This is a genomic window from Oligoflexus sp. (genome assembly GCF_035638955.1).
Taxonomy (GTDB): domain Bacteria; phylum Bdellovibrionota_B; class Oligoflexia; order Oligoflexales; family Oligoflexaceae; genus Oligoflexus.
This window is the reverse complement of the sequence record NZ_DASQYZ010000515.1, coordinates 1-20,170: the sequence shown is the minus strand read 5'-3', so window position 1 is coordinate 20,170 and position 20,170 is coordinate 1. Positions and strand designations below refer to the sequence as shown.

The following is a 20,170-nucleotide window of genomic DNA, read 5'->3' as shown; positions in this document are numbered from 1 at the left end:
CAGGAAATGAAGCCCATCGTAGAGGGAATGAACTGCTCTGGCAAGTTGAGAGTTAACCCGCCAATGCCAGATTTTGCTCCGATTCCAGGCGCCGATAGTGGGTGGTTGGTAATTTGATGTTGAGTTGGAACGGAATAAATTCCTGCGTAAGCGGAGACGCGCTTGAGTCCAACTCGATGCCGACAGTTGCGCCCTCTTTTTCCAGCCAACGTTTGACCGCATCCATACCCACGCCACGACCGGAGATTTCGTTCACGCCGGAGCTGGTACTGAAGCCGGATTCAAAGATCAATTGCGCCAGCTCTTCCGGAGTTGCTGTGCTATCGCTATTGATGAAGCCTTTGATGATCGCGATTTGTTTGATCATGCCCAAGGCCAGACCCCGGCCGTCATCGCGAATGGTGATAGAAAGCTTGCGATCGGCTTCGATCTTCATTTTGATCTGGAGCGTCCCGGCTGGATCCTTATGGGCTGTCGTGCGCTCGCTTGCGTTCTCGATACCATGATCCAAAGCGTTGCGGAGAATGTGGACGAACACATTGCGCAGCAGTTCCACGGATTGATGGCTGAACACAATATCCGAACCTTCGATATTTATTTTAGGCGGCAGTTTCCCCAGGTCCTTGGCCAGGCGGGGTGCTGGCTCGCAGAGCTCGCGGAAGACGTCAATCGATGGGCGGAAGGCGTAGCGGGCCATGCGGCGTTTCATTTGCGCCAGATACTTGGCCATGGTTTTGGGATCAGGGTTGTCCTGAAGCTGTTCGATAGCATGAACTTCCTTCTCAAGATCCTCGATGCGCATTTCAACGCTGTCCAGAGTATGCAACGAACGGTTCAGACGGTTGGTACTGATCCAATCGTACTGGGCCAGGGAAGAGGCCACGGCTTCCAGCTCACGGAAGAGTTGTTCGCGGTCCCAGCTCTGCTCGCCCTTCTGAAGCGACGTCAGAGCGTTTTCTGCTTCATGCACAATATTAGTGAGTTCCTTGAGTCCCAAGGAACGGGATGCTCCCTTCATGGTGTGCATGTTGATGAAGAGGATTTTAAGAACTTCACGGTTTTCTGAAGAGCCGGCCAGCAGGCGTTTGTTCTCTTCAATAAAGTGATGGGCTGATGCCGAGAACTTGCTGAACTTTTCCTGGCTGATATTGATCAGTTCCCCAATATAGTTCAATTCCTTTTGTCTATGTTCGGCTTCCCTTTGATAACGGCGAATCTCGGTGACATCCTTGCAGGTCACCAGCACGCGTTCCACTTCGCCCGAGTTATTCAGCATGGGGTTCCAATCCAGCTCGTAGGATTGCTCGGCATGGGGCGCGTGAAAATGGAGCTCGCGTGGCAGACAGTGGCCGTTGGTGTCGAAGGCCAGTTCATCTTCCCCAAGGCTGGCGTCCAGCGCCGATTGAGCCTGCTGCTTTTCATCTTCCGTCAAGGAGCTGTGCTGAAAAAGAAGAGGCAGAGCCGGGCGATTCTGCAGATGGGTTTGATGCAGCATCTCTTCCAGATGCTTGGAGTAATCCTTGTGGATGGAAAAATCATCTTTCTGAATGGCAAAAATGCCCAGCTTAATGTTCTTGAGAATGGCCATGATATCGCGCGTTTTTTCCTCGACCTTGCGCTCCAGGCCGGTGTTTAATTCGCGAATCTGCTGTTCCGACTCCTCCTGCGCGAGCCGCATTTTGTCGCCCAGCGCCAACGAAATCAAAACAAGCTCGGCCGCGACTCCCAGGAAGGGGCCCCAAAGCGTAAACATATTCACCGGAATAATCGAAGCCAGCGCCAGTGGATTGGCCAGGTTACCGACTATGCTTAATAACCAGGCCAGGGTGAAAAAGTAGGCGGGACGAAAGCGCCTATAGCAGGCGACACCGGCCGCAGCCAGAATTGCAAACGCTGTAACGAAGCCGTTGGCCGTGGAAATTTTCGCAGAAAGATTATAAGAGAAGGGACATAGGAGAATGACGAAAATGCCCACGGAACCGCTCACGTAAATCATCCAGCGGATGAAACGAGGATGATTCTTGAGATCCAGGAACGAATAAGTGAACATGGCTCCGAAAAATGCAAAGAAACCTGAAGACATGATGAAACCCTGATTGGCCAGCAAAGGGCTGATCGCATCCGGGAAGAAGACCAGCCAGAGACCCTGATAACCAAAAAAGTTACCAGCACCTGCCAGAATAAATCCCACATAGAGCAGTGAACTTCCACTGCGGACACTGATGCCCAGCAGCAGGTTATAGAAAACCATCACCAGAAAGAACCCGTAAACGGTTCCCAGAAACGCTGACTCCGATGCACGTTTGGTGTGAAAGGGCTCCGGGCTCCAGACCCGAATAGGAAACTGCACCACACCTTCCGTTTCAATGCGCATGTAATAGCTATGAACACCAGGTGGCACCTCGACGACGAAAACCGGAAGACGATAGGCTATTTCGCGTACGCTCAACGGCATCTGGTCGCCGCCTCGTTTCCAAGTGTATTCGCCCGTATTATTGGGCATATAGAAGTCAATATAGTCAGCGTTCGCATAACCATATTCCAAAAAAATGCGCTGGGGATTATCCAGCGGATTTTTCATCTCAAATCGTGCCCAATACGCGGAGCGCGTGAATCCGAAGTTAGGGTTCTGCTGGCTTCCTGGTCGAAAGGCCTTGGCATCCAGAGCTAATACATCATTCAGTTTGAGTTCACGCCCGGCGTCCTCAATAAAACTGAGCGAGGATCCAATCACATGACCCTGCATGTCGGCATTCAGTTCAATGACCTGGGCTGAAGCATTGCCTGCGCTCAGGCCCAGAACGATCAAAAAATACAGGCTTAGTAAAGTTTGCATACCCCAACATCTCCCGTGGTGGCAGCGTGAATCCATAACGTTCATCGACATTCCCCATGGAAGATACAGGCGTATAATCTCTTATTCGTCAAAATGTAAGATGTTGCCAGGTGTTCAAGTGGAGGGCGCGTCTGTCAGCAAAGGTCCTGGACAACGGCCAAGCTATCGACAGATCGCATTGCGAATAATCTAGTGATGTTGAGTGCTTGCGTCATTCATAAAGCAGGCATTGGCTTTGCATCGTTCCAATCTCCGGATCGGACAGACCCCTCAGATGGACGTCACACTATGAAAAGTGATTTGAAACTGCTCTTTAATATTTCTCTTTTTGAAGATGAAGTGGAGCAGGAGTGGTCGTGGGGATTCAAGTCCCTGAAAGCTTTCATTCAATATCTTCGTAAAGAGAATATGCGGGTTTTCAGTGAATTTGAGGCCGAGGCCATCCGGGAGCTTTTGCTCCTTGACCCGGAAGCCAGGAACACCTTGATTCACGAGTTCAATGCTGAACGTGCCCTGACCTTGAAATCTCACCTGGCCAAACATATTCTCGAATCCATGCCTTACAAGCCAGCCTATGACCATCTGATTCAGGAAGGCCTCTCTCCCCGCGATTTGCAGCAGGAAAAAGGCGTCCAGGAAATGGTCAAGCAAGGCATGATTCCCAATTAATTCTCGGGAGGCAGGATGAGTGATTCGCGGCCCACGGAAATCACCCACAGCTGATGAATGGCTCGCGTGGCGGCGACGTGGAACAATCGGCGATCCTCGGGTTTGTCCAGATAGACGCCCATGTTGGCGTCCGGGACGATCACATAGTCGAATTCCAGGCCTTTGACTTCCGAGGCCGGGGTGATATCGATGCCGGGTCGGAATTCAAATTCCCCGCCTTCGACCAGGCGCACTTTCGGAATCTCTTCCAAAAGTTTATAGAGCGAAAGCGCATAATCCCAAGTCTTGGTGATGATGGCGATGGCAGCCTGCGGCTCATTGAGCACCAGGTTCGTCAGCGTATCACTCAGGAACACCGCCATCTGACCTTCATCGGGAAACAGAGTGCGGGCTACCGGCAAACCATCGCGAATGGCCATGGGACGCTGGGCCGGCGCGAGCGGACCGAGGATCGCGTGGGCAAAGGCCGCGATGGGCTCAGGGGACCGATAGGTCGTCTGCAGATGATTGGCATTCACACGCGGCAAGCCCAACTCATCGAGCACGTATTCCCACGAAGCAAAACTATGGGTCGGGTCAATCTGCTGCGCAGCATCACCGGCGATGGAAATCGCGGCGTCTTCTTCCAGCGCGCGACCAAGAACTTTCAGTTCCACCGAGGCAAGGTCCTGGGCCTCGTCAATCACCATATGCGCGTAAGTTTTCAAACGTCCGTGACGCGACACGTCCTTGCCGCTCTTGAAGTGTTGCAGTTCCAGCAGCACGGCAAAATCCTCGACATCGATCGTGCCGGCCATCGACTGATCCTTTTCATCATCAATCAGAGAGCGACCATCGACAGTTTCGAGCGCATCGGTTGAATAACCGCTATACTGCTGTTCGGCGTTCTGACCCAACTGTTCCATGACATGACTGATGGTGTCGCGCATCATGCCGTCGGTGATATGACCGTTCGATTGCGAGGCCGCCAGCTGTAAAAGTTCAAGGTTGGTATAAAGATCAGCGCGATCGCCCACCGTGTTCATGTAACGCTTGCGACGATCGTCAAAGAATTTTTTGATATTCTGCATCTGCATGGGGGCTGTGTGACCCGCTTGGGCTTCCGCTTCCTTGTTAAGCTGGGCCTCGGCCTGATTTAGGCGGTCAAGCATGGTCAGGTCGGTGCGATCCCGCAAGAGTTGATGCAAATGCTGCGAGCCAGGAATGTGCCGATCCAGCTGACGAATGATTTCCTCCATCTGGCGCCGCACGATTTCAGGGAAGAGTTTCAGCAAGGCCGGATGCCTTTTCAAGCGGCTGACATTCGACGAGGTGTAATCGGATGTGCGTTCCGGCAGCGAACGCAGCATACGCCGCGCCTGCACTTCAACCCAGGCATCAAAGGTGCGAACCTCGACTGCGGCCAGGCCGAGACTATCCAGCAGTTTCCGCGATAGACGCACGAGGCCTTCCTCGGGAACCACCACCAGGATTTTATTCTGTGGATAGGTCGTCGGCTGCTGATGATGCAGGAACGCGATCCGATGCAAAGCAACTGTGGTTTTCCCACAGCCGGCGCCACCCAGAATCAGCAGCGGATCTTCGCGATCGGCGGTCAGGATGCGGAACTGTTCGGGATCCAGCAAGGCCGACACATCCGGGCCGGGTGTATTGGTCAGGCCCAGACCCGATTGCAAGGTTCGACTCGCCGATCCCGATCCACCAGCAAGATTGGGAATGAAACCGGCTGTATCAGCCACCCAGTGACCATCCTCAGTTTTACGATAGCTGCGGCCGAACGCGTGAATGCGCCAGAGCTGGCCGCGATGAATCGTGACCACCCGACGTTTGACGACTTTGCCCATCGCCAGGCGACCCGGCAATTCCTCTTCATACTCCTCGCCTTCTCGATAATTGAAGAAGATGCGCGAGATGGGGGCATGCTTCCAGTCGATGATAGGCAGCTTGCGGCTTTCCAAAAAGGTCAGGTGGCCCAGAAGGACTTCCCGGCGCTTGCCGTTTTCCTCCAGGCCCATATGGGCGAAATAGGGCGACTGAATGTCCGGTAAGGTATTTTTCGGCTGACGTTCCATCAGCGCCCGCTGGGTATTCATCTGGTCGAAGAGCGCCGGAAGGTCCGCTGTTTTGGCCTTGGCGGCCTCCTCGCGAAGATCCTCAAGACGCAGAGCCAAATGCTCCTGGCTGGCCTGGCGTTTACGGCGGGCTTCATAGATCGCCTCGATCACATCGCGGAAGATGTCTTCCTCTTCCTTGATCAGGCTTCGTTCTTCGTCCGTTAATTCCAGGCTGCTCATGCGTCGATCCTCGTGTTTGACGGGCAAAGAGCATATAAGGGGACCCTGTTTATGGCAAGGGCTTATGGGCGCGTGGACGAAGTTGGCGTTGCGAACGAAGCTGCGACGTAACGACCGTGATGAGTTAAGCTCACGGGAAGCGGCAGTACCTGACCTCGATGACAAATCCTGGGTATGCGCTGAGCCGTCGTCATCGTCAGTTCGTGCAGCGGCAGCTGGAGGATCTCAGTCGCCAGATCGAGAAGGATGGACCGGACCTTTTCACTTTGCGTGACCGTGCCACGTTCCGTATCAAAAGCAAAGATCCGCGAATGGCAGTCCTTGAGGGCGGCATCGGTCGCCAGAGCAAAGACAGCTTGATCCTCCTGACGAATCTGCAGCTGCAAACATTCCTGATGATAGTGAATCATGGAAAGATCAGGCGTTAGAATGAATTCGCGATGATGAAAGGGAATGTCACGCGATTGCCGAATGGCTTTGTAGGCAGCCTCTTTACAGGCCCAGTGGATCCAGAGCAAAGGATCATCGAGGGTCCAGGACGAGCGTCGGGATTTTTCCTCGGGATGCAAAATGCGATCGATAAAACGCGGATTGTGATCAGCGGTGGCAGTGCGATCGACGATGTCATTGCCGAGCCGCAAAGTATTTCTTCTCCATATTTTCAAGGCTATCAAACATCTGCATGGTGATATCCTTCTGACCCCGACGGCCCGGAGCGACTTTGCAGTCGCAGGCTTCGACATCAATGAAAAACTGCTCGCCATAACGCGGGAAAAAGCTGAAATTCTCCTGGCCCACGCCACGCAAATATACGCAGATCACCAGGGTTTTGGGGTTGTCCTGCAGGAGCTGGCCCACACCGTAGACAGCAGCGTCACGATCCACGCGACCGATGCGGGTGCGTCCCCCTTCGGGAAAGACGCAGATGAAATCACCTTCCTGGTTGAGCCACGTGACCTTCGACCATGAGAGCTTGCGGGATTCCACGGAACCACTCCGCTCCACATACACGCATTTGCCGAGGTAACACATAAGCCGGGTGAATGGATTGGCCCCAAAGTTCTGCAGCTCAGGAATGTTCCAGGGAAAGCGTTCAAAATGCGAGAAAAGCGAAGGGAAAGGAAAGAGAAAGCGGGTGATCAGCATCGAATCAATCATGGTCATGTGATTGGCGCAGAGCAGCACGGGACGACCTGGATGGGCCCGCAGAATGCCTTCGAGCTTGGCCCTGACGGCCTCGCGATTGAGGCATTGATAACCGCCGACAAAGCGTAACAGGAACAGAAAAAGCGGACCAAACCAAATCAAATTGATATAGCCCCAGAATTTCTGGACACGTAGGGATATGCGATGTCTGGCTGCGAGTTCCACAGTCGGGCATTCCAAAATAAAAAAATAACCCAGCTCAAGGCGCGAGCTGGGTATCTTGATGGATAGGAATCAGTGCAGCAGGTCTTTTACCAGTTTCACTGCATCGCCGATGGTATTGATTTTATCGGCGTCATCGTCGCTGATTTCGAGATCAAACGTGTCTTCGAAGTCCAGAACGATATCAACAAGACGAGCGGAGTTGACTTGCAGGTCGTTGATGATGTGGGTTTCGGGGCTCAGAGTTTTCAGAGCTTCCTCGTTCTTGGCATGCTTCGAGATAATGCGGACGACGTTCGAGTAAATTTCCTGTTGTTCCATGTCACTGACTCCATTTCTTGAAAATGATACAGCTATTTACATCCCCGAATCCAAAACTGGCTTTAGCCGCGATGGAGATCGGCATGTTTACAGACTGTTTGGGCACACAGCCTTCGAATATTTTAACTTCCGGATGGAAGTCTTCGCAGTTTCGCGACCCGTGAACAAATCCATGGGTCATCTGCAGCAGGGTGGCAACCGATTCGATTGCACCAGCGCCACCGAGAGCATGGCCGATCATGGATTTTGTGGAGTTGATCCGAGGGAATCGATCAGGACCGAGTTCCAAAGCTTCAGACCAGTTCCGAACCTCCATGGGGTCAGCCATTGTCGCGGTGAGATGACCATTAATGTAATCGATACTATCAGGAGAAATCTCAGCTTGCATCAAGGCTTTTCGGATACACGCCTGAACTCCGGGAGGGCTTGGCGCCGTCATGCTGCCACCAGCACGCATGCCACCAGAATTGGCTGCGGTTCCGATAATTTCTGCATAGATCTTCGCCCCACGCCTTAGCGCAGTCTCCAACTCTTCGATCACAAGAATGCCGGCGCCGCTACCGGGAATAAATCCACCGGCGCTGGCGCTCAAGGGGCGCGAGGCCGCTTCCGGATCGTGGTTATGCGCCCGATTCAAAACGCGCATGGAATCGAAGCCGGACCAGATGTGAGGATCCGAACCTTCGGCACCACCGACCACCATACGATCGATGAGGCCCCATTGAATGGTGCGTGTGCCGAGGACGATGGCTTCCGTTCCGGTATTGCACGCAGAACTGTTGCTGGTCACTTCACCGCCGAGGCCAAGCAAACCACCCACACGAGCCGAAGCCCCGCTCGCCATGATCTGCTCCACGACGGATGAGCCGAGTCGCTTGATTTTATGAGCGGCGACGTTGGGATAGACTTTATTGGAGAAGGTGTCGAGGCCACCGATGCCGGTTCCAATGATGGCGCCGGTATCTTCCATAGCCTTGTCAGCGTTGAGCGGCATTGGCTTGAGGCCCGCATCGGCAAACGCTTCCATAGCGGCGATGGCCGCATACGTGATGTATTCATTCATCGCAAAACGCAGGTCTTCCGAGAAAAGTTGTGCGGCAACTTCCTGCATGCCTTGCGGAATGCCACCGACCTGACATGCGAAGCCGAGTTCCTGCAAGCGGTCAACAAAGCGAATACCGGAGCGCATGGTGCGCAGCGCTTCGGTAAATTCTGTGCAATTCCTCGCATTGGGAGCCACGACCCCAAGGCCGGTGACCACCACTCGTCTAAGCTTATGCATTGTTGCTCTTCACTCCCATGCCAGCCATCGTACCGGACGCGGCTAGAACTTCGCCAGGAAGATAAAGATCGATTTTGGCTTTGAGTTTGCCTCGACGCCAATAGACCTGTTCCGCCTTTACGGTTACCGTATCGCCTGGCTTCACTGTTTTCAAGAATTCAACTTGAGTTTCCTGAAACAGGGTCACGTATTCCGAAGGATCCAAACCCGCATTGAGTTTCAGATGCATAGCGAATGCCACCAGCCCGATTTGAGCCATGCATTCGACCAGTATCACACCTGGTGTGACCGGGTTGCCAGGAAAGTGACCGCGATAGAACCATTCATCTTCACGAAATTGATACTGACCCACGATCCTTTGTTCGTCGACTTCGATAATGCGATCGACAAAGCGAAAGGGCTTCTGCTGGGGAACCAGCGCTAAAATTCGTGAAAATTTTTCATCCAGCGGCAGATCTTGATAAGGACTCATAGTGATTCAGCTCCCTTAACCGCTGATGCTTTCGCCGCCATCAACGCGGATCAAAGCGCCGTTGATGAAAGCTGCTTCGTCGCGGCTAAGCAGATAAACAACACCAGCAACATCTTCCGGTGTGGTCATGCGACCCAGCGGGTTGCGTGCAATGGCATTGGTCTTCATGCTTTCGCTGCCAGGAATCAAGCGAAGAGCCGGAGTATCCGTGATACCGGGCTGCAGAATATTGCAGCGGATACCATGCGGAGCAAATTCTTTGGCAATCGTTCGGGACATGGATTCCAGCGCGCACTTGGCGGCAGAAACGGCCGCGTAACCCAACCAGGCCACCGCATTGCCTTCCGATGTCAAACCGAATACGCGAGAATCTGGAGCGAACATGCCACGCTTGTGAATGTCCTGCACCCAGAACAAAAGACTGGTACCCATATTATAAATAGTTTGAGCCACGTCTTCTTCATTCAGAAGATTGGTGTCATCAAAAGGGAGGCTGGGATCAGCTTTGGGGGCTGCCAGTTTTAAATTCCCAAGAGCGATCGAGTGGAGAACGACACGAATTTTTCCGTCGCCCAGGGCATCAGCAATGTTATTGAGAATGGCCTGCCGGCCTTCATTGCTCAATGCATCCATGTTATAGGCTTCGAGCTTCACGCCCATGGCACGGATTTCATCGAAGTTGGTATCAACAGTTTTCATGGAGCCGCGGCGGTCGCGGTGAACGACAAAAAGATCGTAACCGTTTTGAGCGAGCTTTTTGGCTGTCGCCAAACCCATACCGCTGGAACCGCCCAGAATAAGCGCCCAGTTTTTAGACAATACATTACCTTGCACTTTTGACTCCTCTCTTGATCCCTCTGAGATGGATCACCTCTGTCGTGCCTGGAAGGAGGTGATCATTGGTCAATACACCCGTGCGCTCAGCACTGTCCACCCTAAATTCTTTTGCATGTTGCGATGCTACGCATAAATAAGGCAAAAAAAGCTCCCTAACCGTGGCTCTTTTACAACAAAAGCTTGGCGCATCAAAAGCTTCGGCGACCTGACGGGGAGGCACATTGGGCAGGGTCTGAGTAAGACAGAATGGGTATTTTGTACAGCCTGAGCGGCCGGGTTTGTCGCGGTTGCGGCCGGCTCAAACGACTGTGCTGCCTTAATTTGGGAAGAGCGCACTGACAGATTCGTTATCATGAATGTGTCGAATCGCTTCAGCAAAAAGCGGGGCGACCGAGACGACTTTGACTTTGGGGCTTAACGTTTCAAAGCGATATTCCACCGTATCGGTAATCACCAGCTCCTCAATTATACTGGAGTCAAACTTGCTCATGGCGCCAGCCGTCAAAACCCCATGGGTCACGGCCGCTGAGATTTTTTTCGCACCCTGCGCCCGGGCGGCCTGGGCCATCGCAATGAGCGAGCCACCGGTGAAAATGATGTCATCGACGATCAGCATATTCTTGTCTTTCACATCACCTACGATGTTCCAGATCTGAGCGCTCTCGCTGTGATCCTTGCGAATCTTGTTGCCAATCACAACCGGGCAACCCAGTTCCTGACCGAATTTGAAAGCATTCTTGCCATACCCAACGTCAGCCGATGCCACGACCCAATCCTTCACATCGCGTTTGCGGAAAAAATCGGCGAGGACGCCGCGCGCGTTCAAATGATCCACAGGTTTTCGGAAAAAACCCTGAATCTGTGGGCTATGCAAATCCATGGTCAGAACCCGATCGATGCCGGCTGCTTCCAAGGCATCAGCGCAGACCCGGGCCCGAATGGAGACGCGTGGTTCGTCCTTCTTATCGCCCTTGGCATAGGAAAAGAAGGGAATCACAGCCGTGACCTTGGCTGCTGATGCGAGTTTCAGGGCATCCACCCAAAACATGAGTTCCATGAAATTTTTATCCACGGGAAAACATACGCCTTGGATAATGTAGCAATCCTTGCCGCGCACACTTTCCAGGGCCCGCACAAACGTATTGCCTTCACTGAAGGTCAGGACTTCAGATTTGGTGGGTTCAAGACCCAGGTGGCGGCAGATGCTCAAACCCAGACTCGGGCAGGCGCTACCAATGATGATGGAGGTATTGTTTTTTGGGGGCATGCTGCTCTGTACCTTTGCGCGTGATCACCAGCCTAACAACTTAAAGCCGATTTCAAATTGCAGGCAATCGATCATATTCAATCCGTAGGCCGAACGCCAGGCTTTCTCGGGCGCAAGCCGCCGCCAGGTAAGGCTGGTATCGATTTTTCCGTATTGGGCTCGATAAAGATCGTAACTGACACCGGCTTCAGTCACTTGACTGATGGACCTGTGAGGCCTGGTGTCTTCACCATCGTCGTCCTCATAATCGGCAGAATCGTAGTCGGGTGGACCGCGATCGTAGATGCGCATTTGGCCTGCACCCACGCCGCCCCATAGGTTCCAGGCACCGGTGGTATAGCCAAGGAAAAACAGCACATCATTGCCATGAATGTCGTAAAGCAAGCCGGATTCTGGTGCGTCCTGAATCCGATAGGCTGTGAGATCGAGTCCTGCGATCAGCTGCAGGCGCTCCTGCCAGGCACCGATGCGAAAGGTTCCGTAATTGCCCCAGGTGGTCAGATCACGGCCATTGGCTTTGACCAGACTGGGGCCCGTTCCGATGCGGGCCGTCGTCAGGGGGACGGCTGCTGTGGCTTGCAGCGATTGGCCAAGCCACAGTCCGCCCGCGATGAGAAAACGCAGCAGCACGTCAGGCCTGTTTCTTTTTCGCCTGGCCTTCACTGAGCCGATACTCATTAAAAATTTTAGGCGTAATGCCGTAAACAAAGGCGTCGAGTCCTCCGTGATGCCGAGCTTCACTGTTAGGCTGGATCTCAATATAGCCCTTTTTTTGCAAACCTTCGATGGTTCTTTGTAGCTTCACTTCACTCAGCTGGGTGGCTTCCCTGAGCTCCTTCAGATGCGACCATCGTGGCTGAAATTCATCCACGAAACGTTCCAAACTCTTCCATGCAGACGAATAACGGTCTCCCAGTTCATGCTTGCTTGCCAGATGATAGAGCACCAGCTTTTCGTTGGCATGCTCAAGATCAGTCTTCCAGATGGCGTCGACGGCACGATTATCCTGCTGAGTCATTTTCCGCTCCTTTCGGACGAAGTTTTGATCACGGCCTGATGATAGCGAAGGAATCTGTAGCGGCAAATGAGCAATAGTTATGTGGGTGTAAATGCCGACACCCGCGTTGCCAGGTAGCGACGCGGGTCCTAAGGAATAACCTGAAGAGAAGATTTATTTAGCGGGTTCCAGAATCGCAGTCGCGATAGGGCCTGGAATTTTGTTCGATTTACAGGCGATCGTGACAGTGCCGATCACTCTGTCGATCAAATCATGCGCGCGCTGGGGATTATCCCGCTCACGACCTTTTAAGCGGACAACAACTTTAACCTTGTCACCACGTTCCAGGAAGCGATCTATATTATTCACCTTGGTCTGCAGATCGTGATCCGAGATATTCGCCTTAAGCTGAATCTCTTTCAAATCCGAAGTCTGCCGATTGGCTTTCTGTTTTTTCTTTTTCTCGTACTGCAGCTTTTTGAAGTCTTCGATCCGGACAACAGGTGGGTTGACTTCCGGGGTGCTCACCAGAACAAGGTCAAGTCCCTCTTCTTCGGCGATGCGAAGTGCTTCACTTGCGGTGACGATGTCATTACGACCTTCGCCAACAAGTCGAACCTCTTTTACGGTTCTAAGGTCAGAGCGCTCTAGTACTTTCAAAAAGATCTTACTCCTATATGGTAAATCGGGGTTCTCATGAACCGACCAAAAACCTGGGAGAGCCCATCAATGACCACGTATGCTCATACGGCTGAGTCCGGCTTTGGCAAACTTAATATAGCGGCCGCAAGGAGGGGGGGCAATGAAAAAAAGTGCGTAGTTCATGAATGTTCGCGGTTTTGACCTGCTTTCGCTCGGGTTATCGCCGCTTCCATGTCATTGGCCATCACATCGATGACCAATTGGCTGTCAAGACTGCTGAATAGCCAAGGAATCCTTTCGTGGGGGAGTTTGCTCATGGCCTTGCGAATATTTTCGACCGTCCGCGGGCCGCCAATGGCGCGGATGAGCTCATCCTTGTCGGGCTCGCTTAAATTGAATCGAGCGGTCGGAAGTTGAGCTTTCAAAGCACGGAGACTTGCGTCGAGGTCATCTGTCATTCTATTCTGTCCTGCAATGGGAGGCCTTGCCACCGACCATGATTTTCGATAGCCTTGCCGCCTTTCTTAGCCACCATTCTACCGGACAATCTTGCCATGAATGAACTCAAAGCTCTCTTGCAAAAAGACGATCCTTTTCTGCGTCCATCCCGGCTCGGCAGTCACAATTTTCCCGGTATTTGGACGGCGATGATGCCGCGCGAACTTTTTGGTCTGCGCATTCCTGAAGAAAGGCGCGCCACGTGCATGAATTGCCCCAAGGCTTCTTACGAAGGTTATCGAGCGGATTATCGCTGCTGCACCTATCACCCGCGCGTGGCCAATTTCCTCCTCGGCCTGGCGTCTGAAACCGCGGTCGGGGATCGCGTGCTGGATAATCTTTTGGACCGCGGCATGTTGATTCCGGAAGGCATGCATTACGCGCCGGCCCAGTGGGTGGATTACCTCGATGACCTGCAGAAAGACGCCTTCGGCCGCAGTGAAAAGGTTCTTTGTCCCAACCTGGATCAGAGCACCGGCTATTGTAATATTCATGCGTTTCGCAACTCGGTTTGCTCCACGTTTTTCTGCTACAAGGACCATGGCGACGCGGGCGATGGTTTTTGGGATCAGGTGCAGGTGCTCGGCAGCCAAGTGGAAATGGCCCTGGGGCAGTGGGCCTTGCAGCAAGCCGGATTTAACCTCGATCAGTATTTCAAAGCCTTTGACAAGCTCGCGAAAAATATTCACAAGGTGTCGGTTCGCGATGGCTGGCAAACCGAGGCCCGGGAGTCTCTCTGGGGTTCCTGGCTCGGGCGTGAAAAGGAACTCATGCGAGCCTGCGCCGCGGCCGTCGTCCATGAACGCGACAACCTCTGGGAAATTGCCAACAGTCAGCCGATCCGCGAATCCGTGCCCTTTGATAAAGCCATGGTCAAGGCCGTACCCAAGCGACTGGAAGATCAGATCGATCCTGAGGATCTGGAAGATTCGGGGGGCGAAACGGTGCGCCCGAGCGTGATCTGGCAGGATGTGATGAAAGCGTATTGGAAGCTGTGGGATTTGCCGGAAGGTGCGTTCGTCGTGAACCCCAAGGTGAAAATCGCCGATAATGCCCTGCAAACAACGCAGGATCAGTATTATCAGGACAAGCCTTATTTTATTATGTTCTACCCGCGCAAAGGCAGCAAAACGCTGGATTGGAAAATGGGTATCACGGCGGCCCAGAAAGCCGTGCTGGACCTTTTTGTGGGGACCGCGCGCGAGCTTGATACCACGCTGCTCACGAATCCAGCTTTCAAGGCCTTGGAGAATGGGAAGAATTTTCTGGCGGAAATGCTGCGGCGCAAGGTGCTGGTGGCTTAAGAAAACATGGGGCCTCTGCCCCATGTTTCCAGCCGAGGCCATGCGATAGGTTCAGCTGCTGGTTTGCTGACTGCGGAAAGTCAGGAGGAACTTCAGACTTTCAAAGGCGGCTTCTTTGGTATAACCAAAGCGCTGCTCAAGATTGCGGTACGTGGTGTCGGCGAGTTCCAGTTCCTCCTCCTTGAAGTTTCTGGCCTCATCGGTCCCCAGGACGAGCATCACCTTGAAGTTCTCTTCAACCTGCTTTTTCTGCTCCTCGTAATAATGTTGCTGAATCGTATCCATGTACTCATGGAAAATCTTTTTCACGACGATCGCGGATGTGGGATTGTCGATCTTAAAGGCCGCGATGCGACCCAGCAGGGCTTCACGGTGCTTTTCGATCGGCCCGGAAACCTTGATGATGCGTTCCACTTCACGCATCAGGTTTTCATTGGGCAGCTCGTAGTTCCCCGTGATTTTATTGTAAAGCTTTTCACGCTTCACCTGGGCCACGACGTTTTCAATATAGCGGCTCAGCAGACCTGAGTACTGATCCTCATCCACCAGAGTCATGGACGCGGTGACTTCCTTTTCGAAGATGTCCGCAAAATCGCGTTTGCAGACCAAAATAAATTCATGAGGCTGGTGGTATTTGCCACGTGGCTCCAGCTGCAGGAATTCATAAACCGTGCGATCTTTCACCAGCCGGTCCAGTTCATCAAAAAGGGCAAGTGGTGTCAGAGTGGTATGCTTTGGATTCTGCACCGCGCGATAGAGGATACTGCGAACCTCACGCGGAGATGCTCCAAAACGACCTTCATAAGCCACGACATTTTGATATTCATCGAGAATGGCTCGGCGCAATTCCCGCAGTGTGGCTTCTTCCTGAGGCTTGAACAGCGGCATCAGGGATTCGCCCTCGTACAATCGAATCTTGTGGCGCGGATCGAGACGGGCAATGAGCGCACGGTATTTGGAATCATAGTAGTCGGGATTGGGTTGCTTCAGGCGAGTCATGACCGCCCAGAGGCAGAGTATCTCGACCGCATGGGGTGCGACTGGCTTGCTTTTCCCGAGTGCCTTGATATCCTGAGCATAGATTTGCTGTTCCAGCGAAGGTTTCAGCAGATAAGGCGCCGTGACCAGTTCAAATCGAGAGCGGAACGACGCAAAATCTGGAATCGTTTTAAACGCGTCCAAATGCTTTTCGTTGGTGCTGGCGAAGAATACCATATCAAGGTTGGTCGTGGACGACGCGAGGTTCAGAGAGCCCTTTTCCACGGTTGTCAAAAGATATTTGAAAGCCTCGATCGGACGTTTGAGCATGTCCGAGAATTCAAGGATGCCGCGATTGGCTTCCACCAACGGCCCTTCGGTTTCGTGGAAACTGATGTTGTGCAAAACCGGTGGCAGGTTGGCAATGTTGCGGTCGATGGTCAACTGCTTTTCATACGCATCAATCGACATCTGGGGCTCAACCGTGCCGATCCCGACCCGATACTGTTTCGAGAAGAAAAAGCGTTCGACCTGCACATGCCGCAGGACTTTCGCCAGGTCGCCGTCATAGGCCGCCAGAAGGTTTTCCCAGATGAGCTGGTTGCGTTTGGACAGCCCGGCCAGCTGCATGTGCTGAGGAATTTCCACCTCGTCCTCGGACACACCCGTTTCTTCGGCAATCCATTTTTTGAGCCAGATCGCGCGCTGCGGCATCGGAATCAAAAACAGCGGATTTTCCTTGTATTCCGAATGAATCTTGGATGCAATCTTGCTTTCATCAAGGAAGGCGAATGAATCCTCGCGAATGCTGCTATCTTCTTCCCGCATCCCGGTGAAGCCGATGGGACCCACGGCGCCCATGGCTTTGGATGTGAGTGATTTATCGGTCGGGAAAATCCAGTTGAAGCGATAGACCGCGCCTTCGTCGGCTTCCGAGTAGCGTTGCATGGCGTGGCCGATGGATTCAATGATCGAGGTCTTGGCCGAGCCGTTGGGCCCGTGGAGCATGATCAGCTTATTGGAGTAACCCTGCCGCACAAAGCCCGTGATGACCTTATAAATTTCGTCCTGCACACCCTCGGAACCGACGATGGGAACGTTTTTGTGGGTGCCGAGGTCGAACACTTTCCAGCGCGCGAAATCCTCTAGACCGTCGCCGGGTTCGGTGCGGCCAAAATAATTAAAGGTGTCGTACAGATATTGGGAGGAGTTGCGAATCATAAAGGTGGGGCGTTCCTTAACTTTTCTTAAGAAACCGCTGAAACTCAGGATGACCTGTCTTTCCTGAAAGAGCGAGCGCGACTGCTGATTGAGTTGATAGAGGAGATCTGTAGCCTCTGCCATGGGTCCTGCCTCCGGCTGTCGAAAGTTCATTCTCCCCAGCATAACCCGAGCTGCACCGTTTGTCAGCGACAGTCATCGTCTTTACTTTAGGGGCTGGAAGGCCCTATAACGGAAAAGAAGCACGCAGGGCGTTGGCTTTTTTTAAGAAATTCACGAATCGCGACTTTTGGTACCCTGCGAAATATGCTAATGGTGAGAAAGAGCCATACAAGTCAATCAAGCTACGAGGGCCCCTGATGAAGAAAGTCTTCATACTGGATACAAACGTTCTATTGTCCAATCCCCTCAGCATTTTTAAATTTGACGATAACGACGTAGTTATCCCCATTTCCGTCATTGAGGAGATTGATACCTTTAAGAAGGATCAAAGCGATATAGGCCGCAATGCTCGTGAAGTATCCCGTATTTTGGACCGCTTAAGAATGAAGGGCACTCTCTCGTCCGGCATCAAACTCTTCGACAATCGCGAGGATTCCGGACAGCTTTATGTGTACCTTGGTCACAATATGGACATCCTGCCCGAGCTCCTGGCCAGTAGTACCGACAATCACATTCTGGCTATTGGGCTGACGCTGCAGAAGCAGTTCGGCGACACGCGCAAAGTTCTGATCATCACCAAGGACACCAACCTTCGTATCAAGTCGGATGCGTTTGGACTGGCGGCGGAAGACTTTGCGGCGGATAAGGTGGACATCTCCCACCTCTATACGGGCTTTATTACTGTTTCGGTTCCGCCGGAAGTGATCAACGATTTTTATACGAATCGCGAAATTCGTCTGCCCGACGAGGAGCTGTATCCCAACCAGTTTGTGATTTTCGAGGATGCCAACGACAAGAGCTCGGTTGTATTCGGGATCTATGACGGGCCGGAAGATGTGATCAAGATGATCGACCCTCGCAATGAAGGCGTATGGGGGATTTACTCCAGAAATATGGAACAGGCCATGGCTTTGGAGTGTCTCTTGAACGACAGAATCAGACTGGTGACCATCAGTGGCGAAGCCGGTACAGGCAAAACCCTGATGGCTATCGCCGCTGGCCTAGTGAAGACCACGGACGAGGATCAGTATCAGAAACTCCTGGTGTCGCGTCCTATTTTCCCGCTCGGTCGCGATATTGGTTATCTGCCTGGTGACATCGACGATAAGCTCAATCCTTGGATGCAGCCGATCTATGACAATTTAGACCTTTTGCTGGGCGGCTCACCCGGATCGCGGCAGAAGCGTTTTAATAAAAGTTACCAGGAGCTGATCAACCAGGGGATGCTGGCAGTTGAACCGCTGACCTATATCCGCGGTCGTTCGCTGCCGGCCCAGTATTTTGTGGTGGATGAATCGCAGAACCTGACGCCGCATGAGATCAAGACCATTCTGACCCGAGCCGGGGAAGGGACCAAAATTGTTCTGACAGGCGATCCCTATCAGATCGATAACCCTTATTTGGATTCCCAGACCAATGGTTTGACCTATGTGATCGAACGCTTCCGTAAGGAGGAGATTGCAGCCCACGTCACCCTGCAGAAGGGTGAGCGCAGTGAGCTCGCATCGAAAGCGGCCAAGCTGCTTTAAAGGATCGATCCCCATCATAGCAAAAGGCGGTCGTCTCCTCGACAACCGCCCTGCTCACACTCTATTCAGTTTTGAGATCCTACCGCTTGCCAGGGACGAAGTTGCAGCCGAAACTATCGTTTGCTTCCAACGTGCCAGCTCCTTGGAGCATGGCTGTGTAATCGCTGCAGCTATAAATGCCCTCTGCAAAACAGAAACGATCAAATGTTTCTGCATGCACCGCATGGGTCACGGCTTGAATTTGCAGGCGGCTCAGTTGGGCCAGTTGGCTACATTCCCCGCCGTAAACAAAAGCCTTAGGTCCCTCATCTGACTCTTCTTCTTTCTCTATGGCATGGGTAGCCGTTGCGAAGATGCAGCTTCCAGCAAGGAAGGTTGCCAGAGTCAGATGGCGGGCTATGCTCATACGCGACTCCTTCTCTCATGTTGGTGACTTTTAGGTGTTTGGACCATCCTCACACCGCATATGAGTTCATTCGGCGGCGCTTCATAAAACTAAAAATCGGCAATTTTAGGGCTTGTTATTCGGGCGTTGGAAGGGCTTCTTACAGGGCGAAAAGAAGCTGAAAAACGGTATTTTTGCCAAGGCGGGATGTTGTCTTACGCACGGTAAGAATGCGGAGCCCTGGGTCCCACCGGGGACCAAGGGGGCTCTGCCGGGGCCTTCTTGGGCCCCTCGCAGTCGCGATCACTCTTCGAGGGTGGCCCGCAGCATCCAGGCGGTTTTCTCATGCTCACTCAAACGTTCGGTCAGGAAATCTGCCGTGACGTCATCGCGGGTATTATCGATGAGTCCAAGCGTGTCGCGGATGGATCGACTCAGAGTTTCATGACCTTCCAGCAATTCGCCCAGCATGGTGTGAGCGGAAACGACTTTCTCCTGCTCCTTAAGGCTGGTCAGCTTCAGAATGTCCTGCAATGAACTCGGTGCGGTGTAACCCAAGGCCCGCACGCGCTCGGCCAGCGGATCCAGGGCCTCGTGCAGCTGGTCATATTGTTCTTCAAACATCTTATGCAAAGGATAGAAATGCGAGCCCTTCACGTTCCAGTGAAAGCCTTGTGTTTTGGCGGACAAGACATAGGTATCAGCCAGAATTTTCGCAAGGCCTTGCGCAATCTTTTCACGGTCCTGATCTTTGATTCCCGTATCGAATTTCATGAGCTATCCCTTTCTTGCAGCGGAATTCATGATAACGCAGGGTTATCCTAGGGATTCAACTGAGCCCTGTCGATATGTCTGAATGACTTTACACAGAACCTTTTATGCAATATAACGCACCGTTAATCGTTTTATTGGATGGAATGTGAATTCACCCCAAACCCGAGCATGCCATGCCCTGCAAGCATCTGATATCGACAGGATTGCTGATTTGTGTCAGCACATTTTTGGCCTGTACGCCATCTTCAAGCAAGAAGGGTCAAGAGACTCCTGCAGCGCCTAACCCGCCTGTTAACCCGGAACCAACGCCAAAACCAACCCCCGCCCCGATTCC

Annotated in this window: 19 protein-coding genes; 3 read left to right on the top strand and 16 right to left on the bottom strand. The window is 52.7% G+C overall.

Annotated elements, in window-relative coordinates; genetic code table 11:
* Nucleotides 1-52 precede the first annotated feature (52 nt).
* On the bottom strand, nucleotides 53-2,836 hold the full coding sequence (locus tag VE954_RS42340; protein ID WP_324964664.1) for a 7TM diverse intracellular signaling domain-containing protein: 2,784 nt from the start codon (nucleotides 2,834-2,836) through the stop codon (nucleotides 53-55).
* 288 nt (nucleotides 2,837-3,124) lie between these two features.
* Here VE954_RS42340 and VE954_RS42335 point away from each other — a divergent pair, with 288 nt between their 5' ends.
* The gene (locus VE954_RS42335; RefSeq protein ID WP_324964662.1) at nucleotides 3,125-3,505 is read left to right on the top strand and encodes a hypothetical protein; all 381 of its coding nucleotides are present in this window, start codon (nucleotides 3,125-3,127) and stop codon (nucleotides 3,503-3,505) included.
* On the opposite strand, the gene VE954_RS42330 is transcribed toward VE954_RS42335, so the two are convergent.
* From VE954_RS42330 to VE954_RS42275, 12 genes are all read right to left on the bottom strand, one after another.
* A complete protein-coding gene (locus VE954_RS42330; protein WP_324964660.1) occupies nucleotides 3,502-5,799 on the bottom strand; it encodes a 3'-5' exonuclease in 2,298 nt (765 codons plus the stop codon). The genes VE954_RS42335 and VE954_RS42330 overlap by 4 nt on opposite strands.
* A 62-nt stretch (nucleotides 5,800-5,861) precedes the next feature.
* On the bottom strand, nucleotides 5,862-6,440 hold the full coding sequence (locus tag VE954_RS42325; protein ID WP_324964658.1) for a 4'-phosphopantetheinyl transferase superfamily protein: 579 nt from the start codon (nucleotides 6,438-6,440) through the stop codon (nucleotides 5,862-5,864).
* A complete protein-coding gene (locus VE954_RS42320) occupies nucleotides 6,424-7,170 on the bottom strand; it encodes a 1-acyl-sn-glycerol-3-phosphate acyltransferase (RefSeq protein ID WP_324964656.1) in 747 nt (248 codons plus the stop codon). The genes VE954_RS42325 and VE954_RS42320 overlap by 17 nt, the downstream gene beginning before the upstream one ends.
* Nucleotides 7,171-7,239: 69 nt before the next feature.
* Complete coding sequence (locus VE954_RS42315; RefSeq protein ID WP_324964654.1) at nucleotides 7,240-7,488, bottom strand: acyl carrier protein; 249 nt, start codon at nucleotides 7,486-7,488, stop codon at nucleotides 7,240-7,242.
* A gap of 1 nt (nucleotide 7,489) precedes the next feature.
* Nucleotides 7,490-8,770: a beta-ketoacyl-[acyl-carrier-protein] synthase family protein gene (locus VE954_RS42310; RefSeq protein ID WP_324964652.1), complete on the bottom strand. Its 1,281-nt coding sequence runs from the start codon at nucleotides 8,768-8,770 to the stop codon at nucleotides 7,490-7,492.
* On the bottom strand, nucleotides 8,763-9,242 hold the full coding sequence (locus VE954_RS42305) for a FabA/FabZ family ACP-dehydratase (RefSeq protein WP_324964650.1): 480 nt from the start codon (nucleotides 9,240-9,242) through the stop codon (nucleotides 8,763-8,765). Before VE954_RS42305 ends, VE954_RS42310 begins: the two co-directional genes overlap by 8 nt.
* A gap of 15 nt (nucleotides 9,243-9,257) precedes the next feature.
* A complete protein-coding gene (locus VE954_RS42300) occupies nucleotides 9,258-10,076 on the bottom strand; it encodes an SDR family oxidoreductase (protein WP_324964648.1) in 819 nt (272 codons plus the stop codon).
* A gap of 319 nt (nucleotides 10,077-10,395) precedes the next feature.
* On the bottom strand, nucleotides 10,396-11,346 hold the full coding sequence (locus VE954_RS42295) for a ribose-phosphate diphosphokinase (protein WP_324964646.1): 951 nt from the start codon (nucleotides 11,344-11,346) through the stop codon (nucleotides 10,396-10,398).
* Between the two features lie 24 nt (nucleotides 11,347-11,370).
* Nucleotides 11,371-11,976, bottom strand: coding sequence for a hypothetical protein (locus VE954_RS42290; protein ID WP_324964645.1), 606 nt, complete (start codon nucleotides 11,974-11,976; stop codon nucleotides 11,371-11,373).
* 1 nt (nucleotide 11,977) lies between these two features.
* Nucleotides 11,978-12,364 carry a hypothetical protein gene (locus tag VE954_RS42285; protein WP_324964643.1) on the bottom strand — a complete coding sequence of 129 codons (387 nt, stop codon included), beginning with the start codon at nucleotides 12,362-12,364 and terminating at the stop codon, nucleotides 11,978-11,980.
* Between the two features lie 153 nt (nucleotides 12,365-12,517).
* Nucleotides 12,518-13,003 carry a translation initiation factor IF-3 gene (infC, locus tag VE954_RS42280; protein WP_324964641.1) on the bottom strand — a complete coding sequence of 162 codons (486 nt, stop codon included), beginning with the start codon at nucleotides 13,001-13,003 and terminating at the stop codon, nucleotides 12,518-12,520.
* A gap of 161 nt (nucleotides 13,004-13,164) precedes the next feature.
* A complete protein-coding gene (locus tag VE954_RS42275) occupies nucleotides 13,165-13,443 on the bottom strand; it encodes a hypothetical protein (RefSeq protein WP_324964638.1) in 279 nt (92 codons plus the stop codon).
* 96 nt (nucleotides 13,444-13,539) lie between these two features.
* Here VE954_RS42275 and VE954_RS42270 point away from each other — a divergent pair, with 96 nt between their 5' ends.
* Complete coding sequence (locus VE954_RS42270) at nucleotides 13,540-14,787, top strand: hypothetical protein (protein ID WP_324964636.1); 1,248 nt, start codon at nucleotides 13,540-13,542, stop codon at nucleotides 14,785-14,787.
* Nucleotides 14,788-14,838: 51 nt separating this feature from the next.
* On the opposite strand, the gene VE954_RS42265 is transcribed toward VE954_RS42270, so the two are convergent.
* Nucleotides 14,839-17,109 (bottom strand): hypothetical protein, encoded by a 2,271-nt coding sequence (locus VE954_RS42265; protein ID WP_324964633.1) that lies wholly within the window; start codon nucleotides 17,107-17,109, stop codon nucleotides 14,839-14,841.
* A gap of 236 nt (nucleotides 17,110-17,345) precedes the next feature.
* On the opposite strand from VE954_RS42265, the gene VE954_RS42260 reads away from it, so the two are divergent.
* The gene (locus VE954_RS42260; protein WP_324964631.1) at nucleotides 17,346-18,677 is read left to right on the top strand and encodes a PhoH family protein; all 1,332 of its coding nucleotides are present in this window, start codon (nucleotides 17,346-17,348) and stop codon (nucleotides 18,675-18,677) included.
* A 79-nt stretch (nucleotides 18,678-18,756) separates the two neighbouring features.
* Here VE954_RS42260 and VE954_RS42255 read toward each other — a convergent pair whose 3' ends face one another.
* Both VE954_RS42255 and VE954_RS42250 read right to left on the bottom strand, forming a co-directional pair.
* Nucleotides 18,757-19,083 (bottom strand): hypothetical protein, encoded by a 327-nt coding sequence (locus tag VE954_RS42255; protein WP_324964629.1) that lies wholly within the window; start codon nucleotides 19,081-19,083, stop codon nucleotides 18,757-18,759.
* A gap of 282 nt (nucleotides 19,084-19,365) precedes the next feature.
* Nucleotides 19,366-19,836 (bottom strand): Dps family protein, encoded by a 471-nt coding sequence (locus tag VE954_RS42250; protein ID WP_324964628.1) that lies wholly within the window; start codon nucleotides 19,834-19,836, stop codon nucleotides 19,366-19,368.
* Between the last annotated feature and the right edge of the window lie 334 nt (nucleotides 19,837-20,170).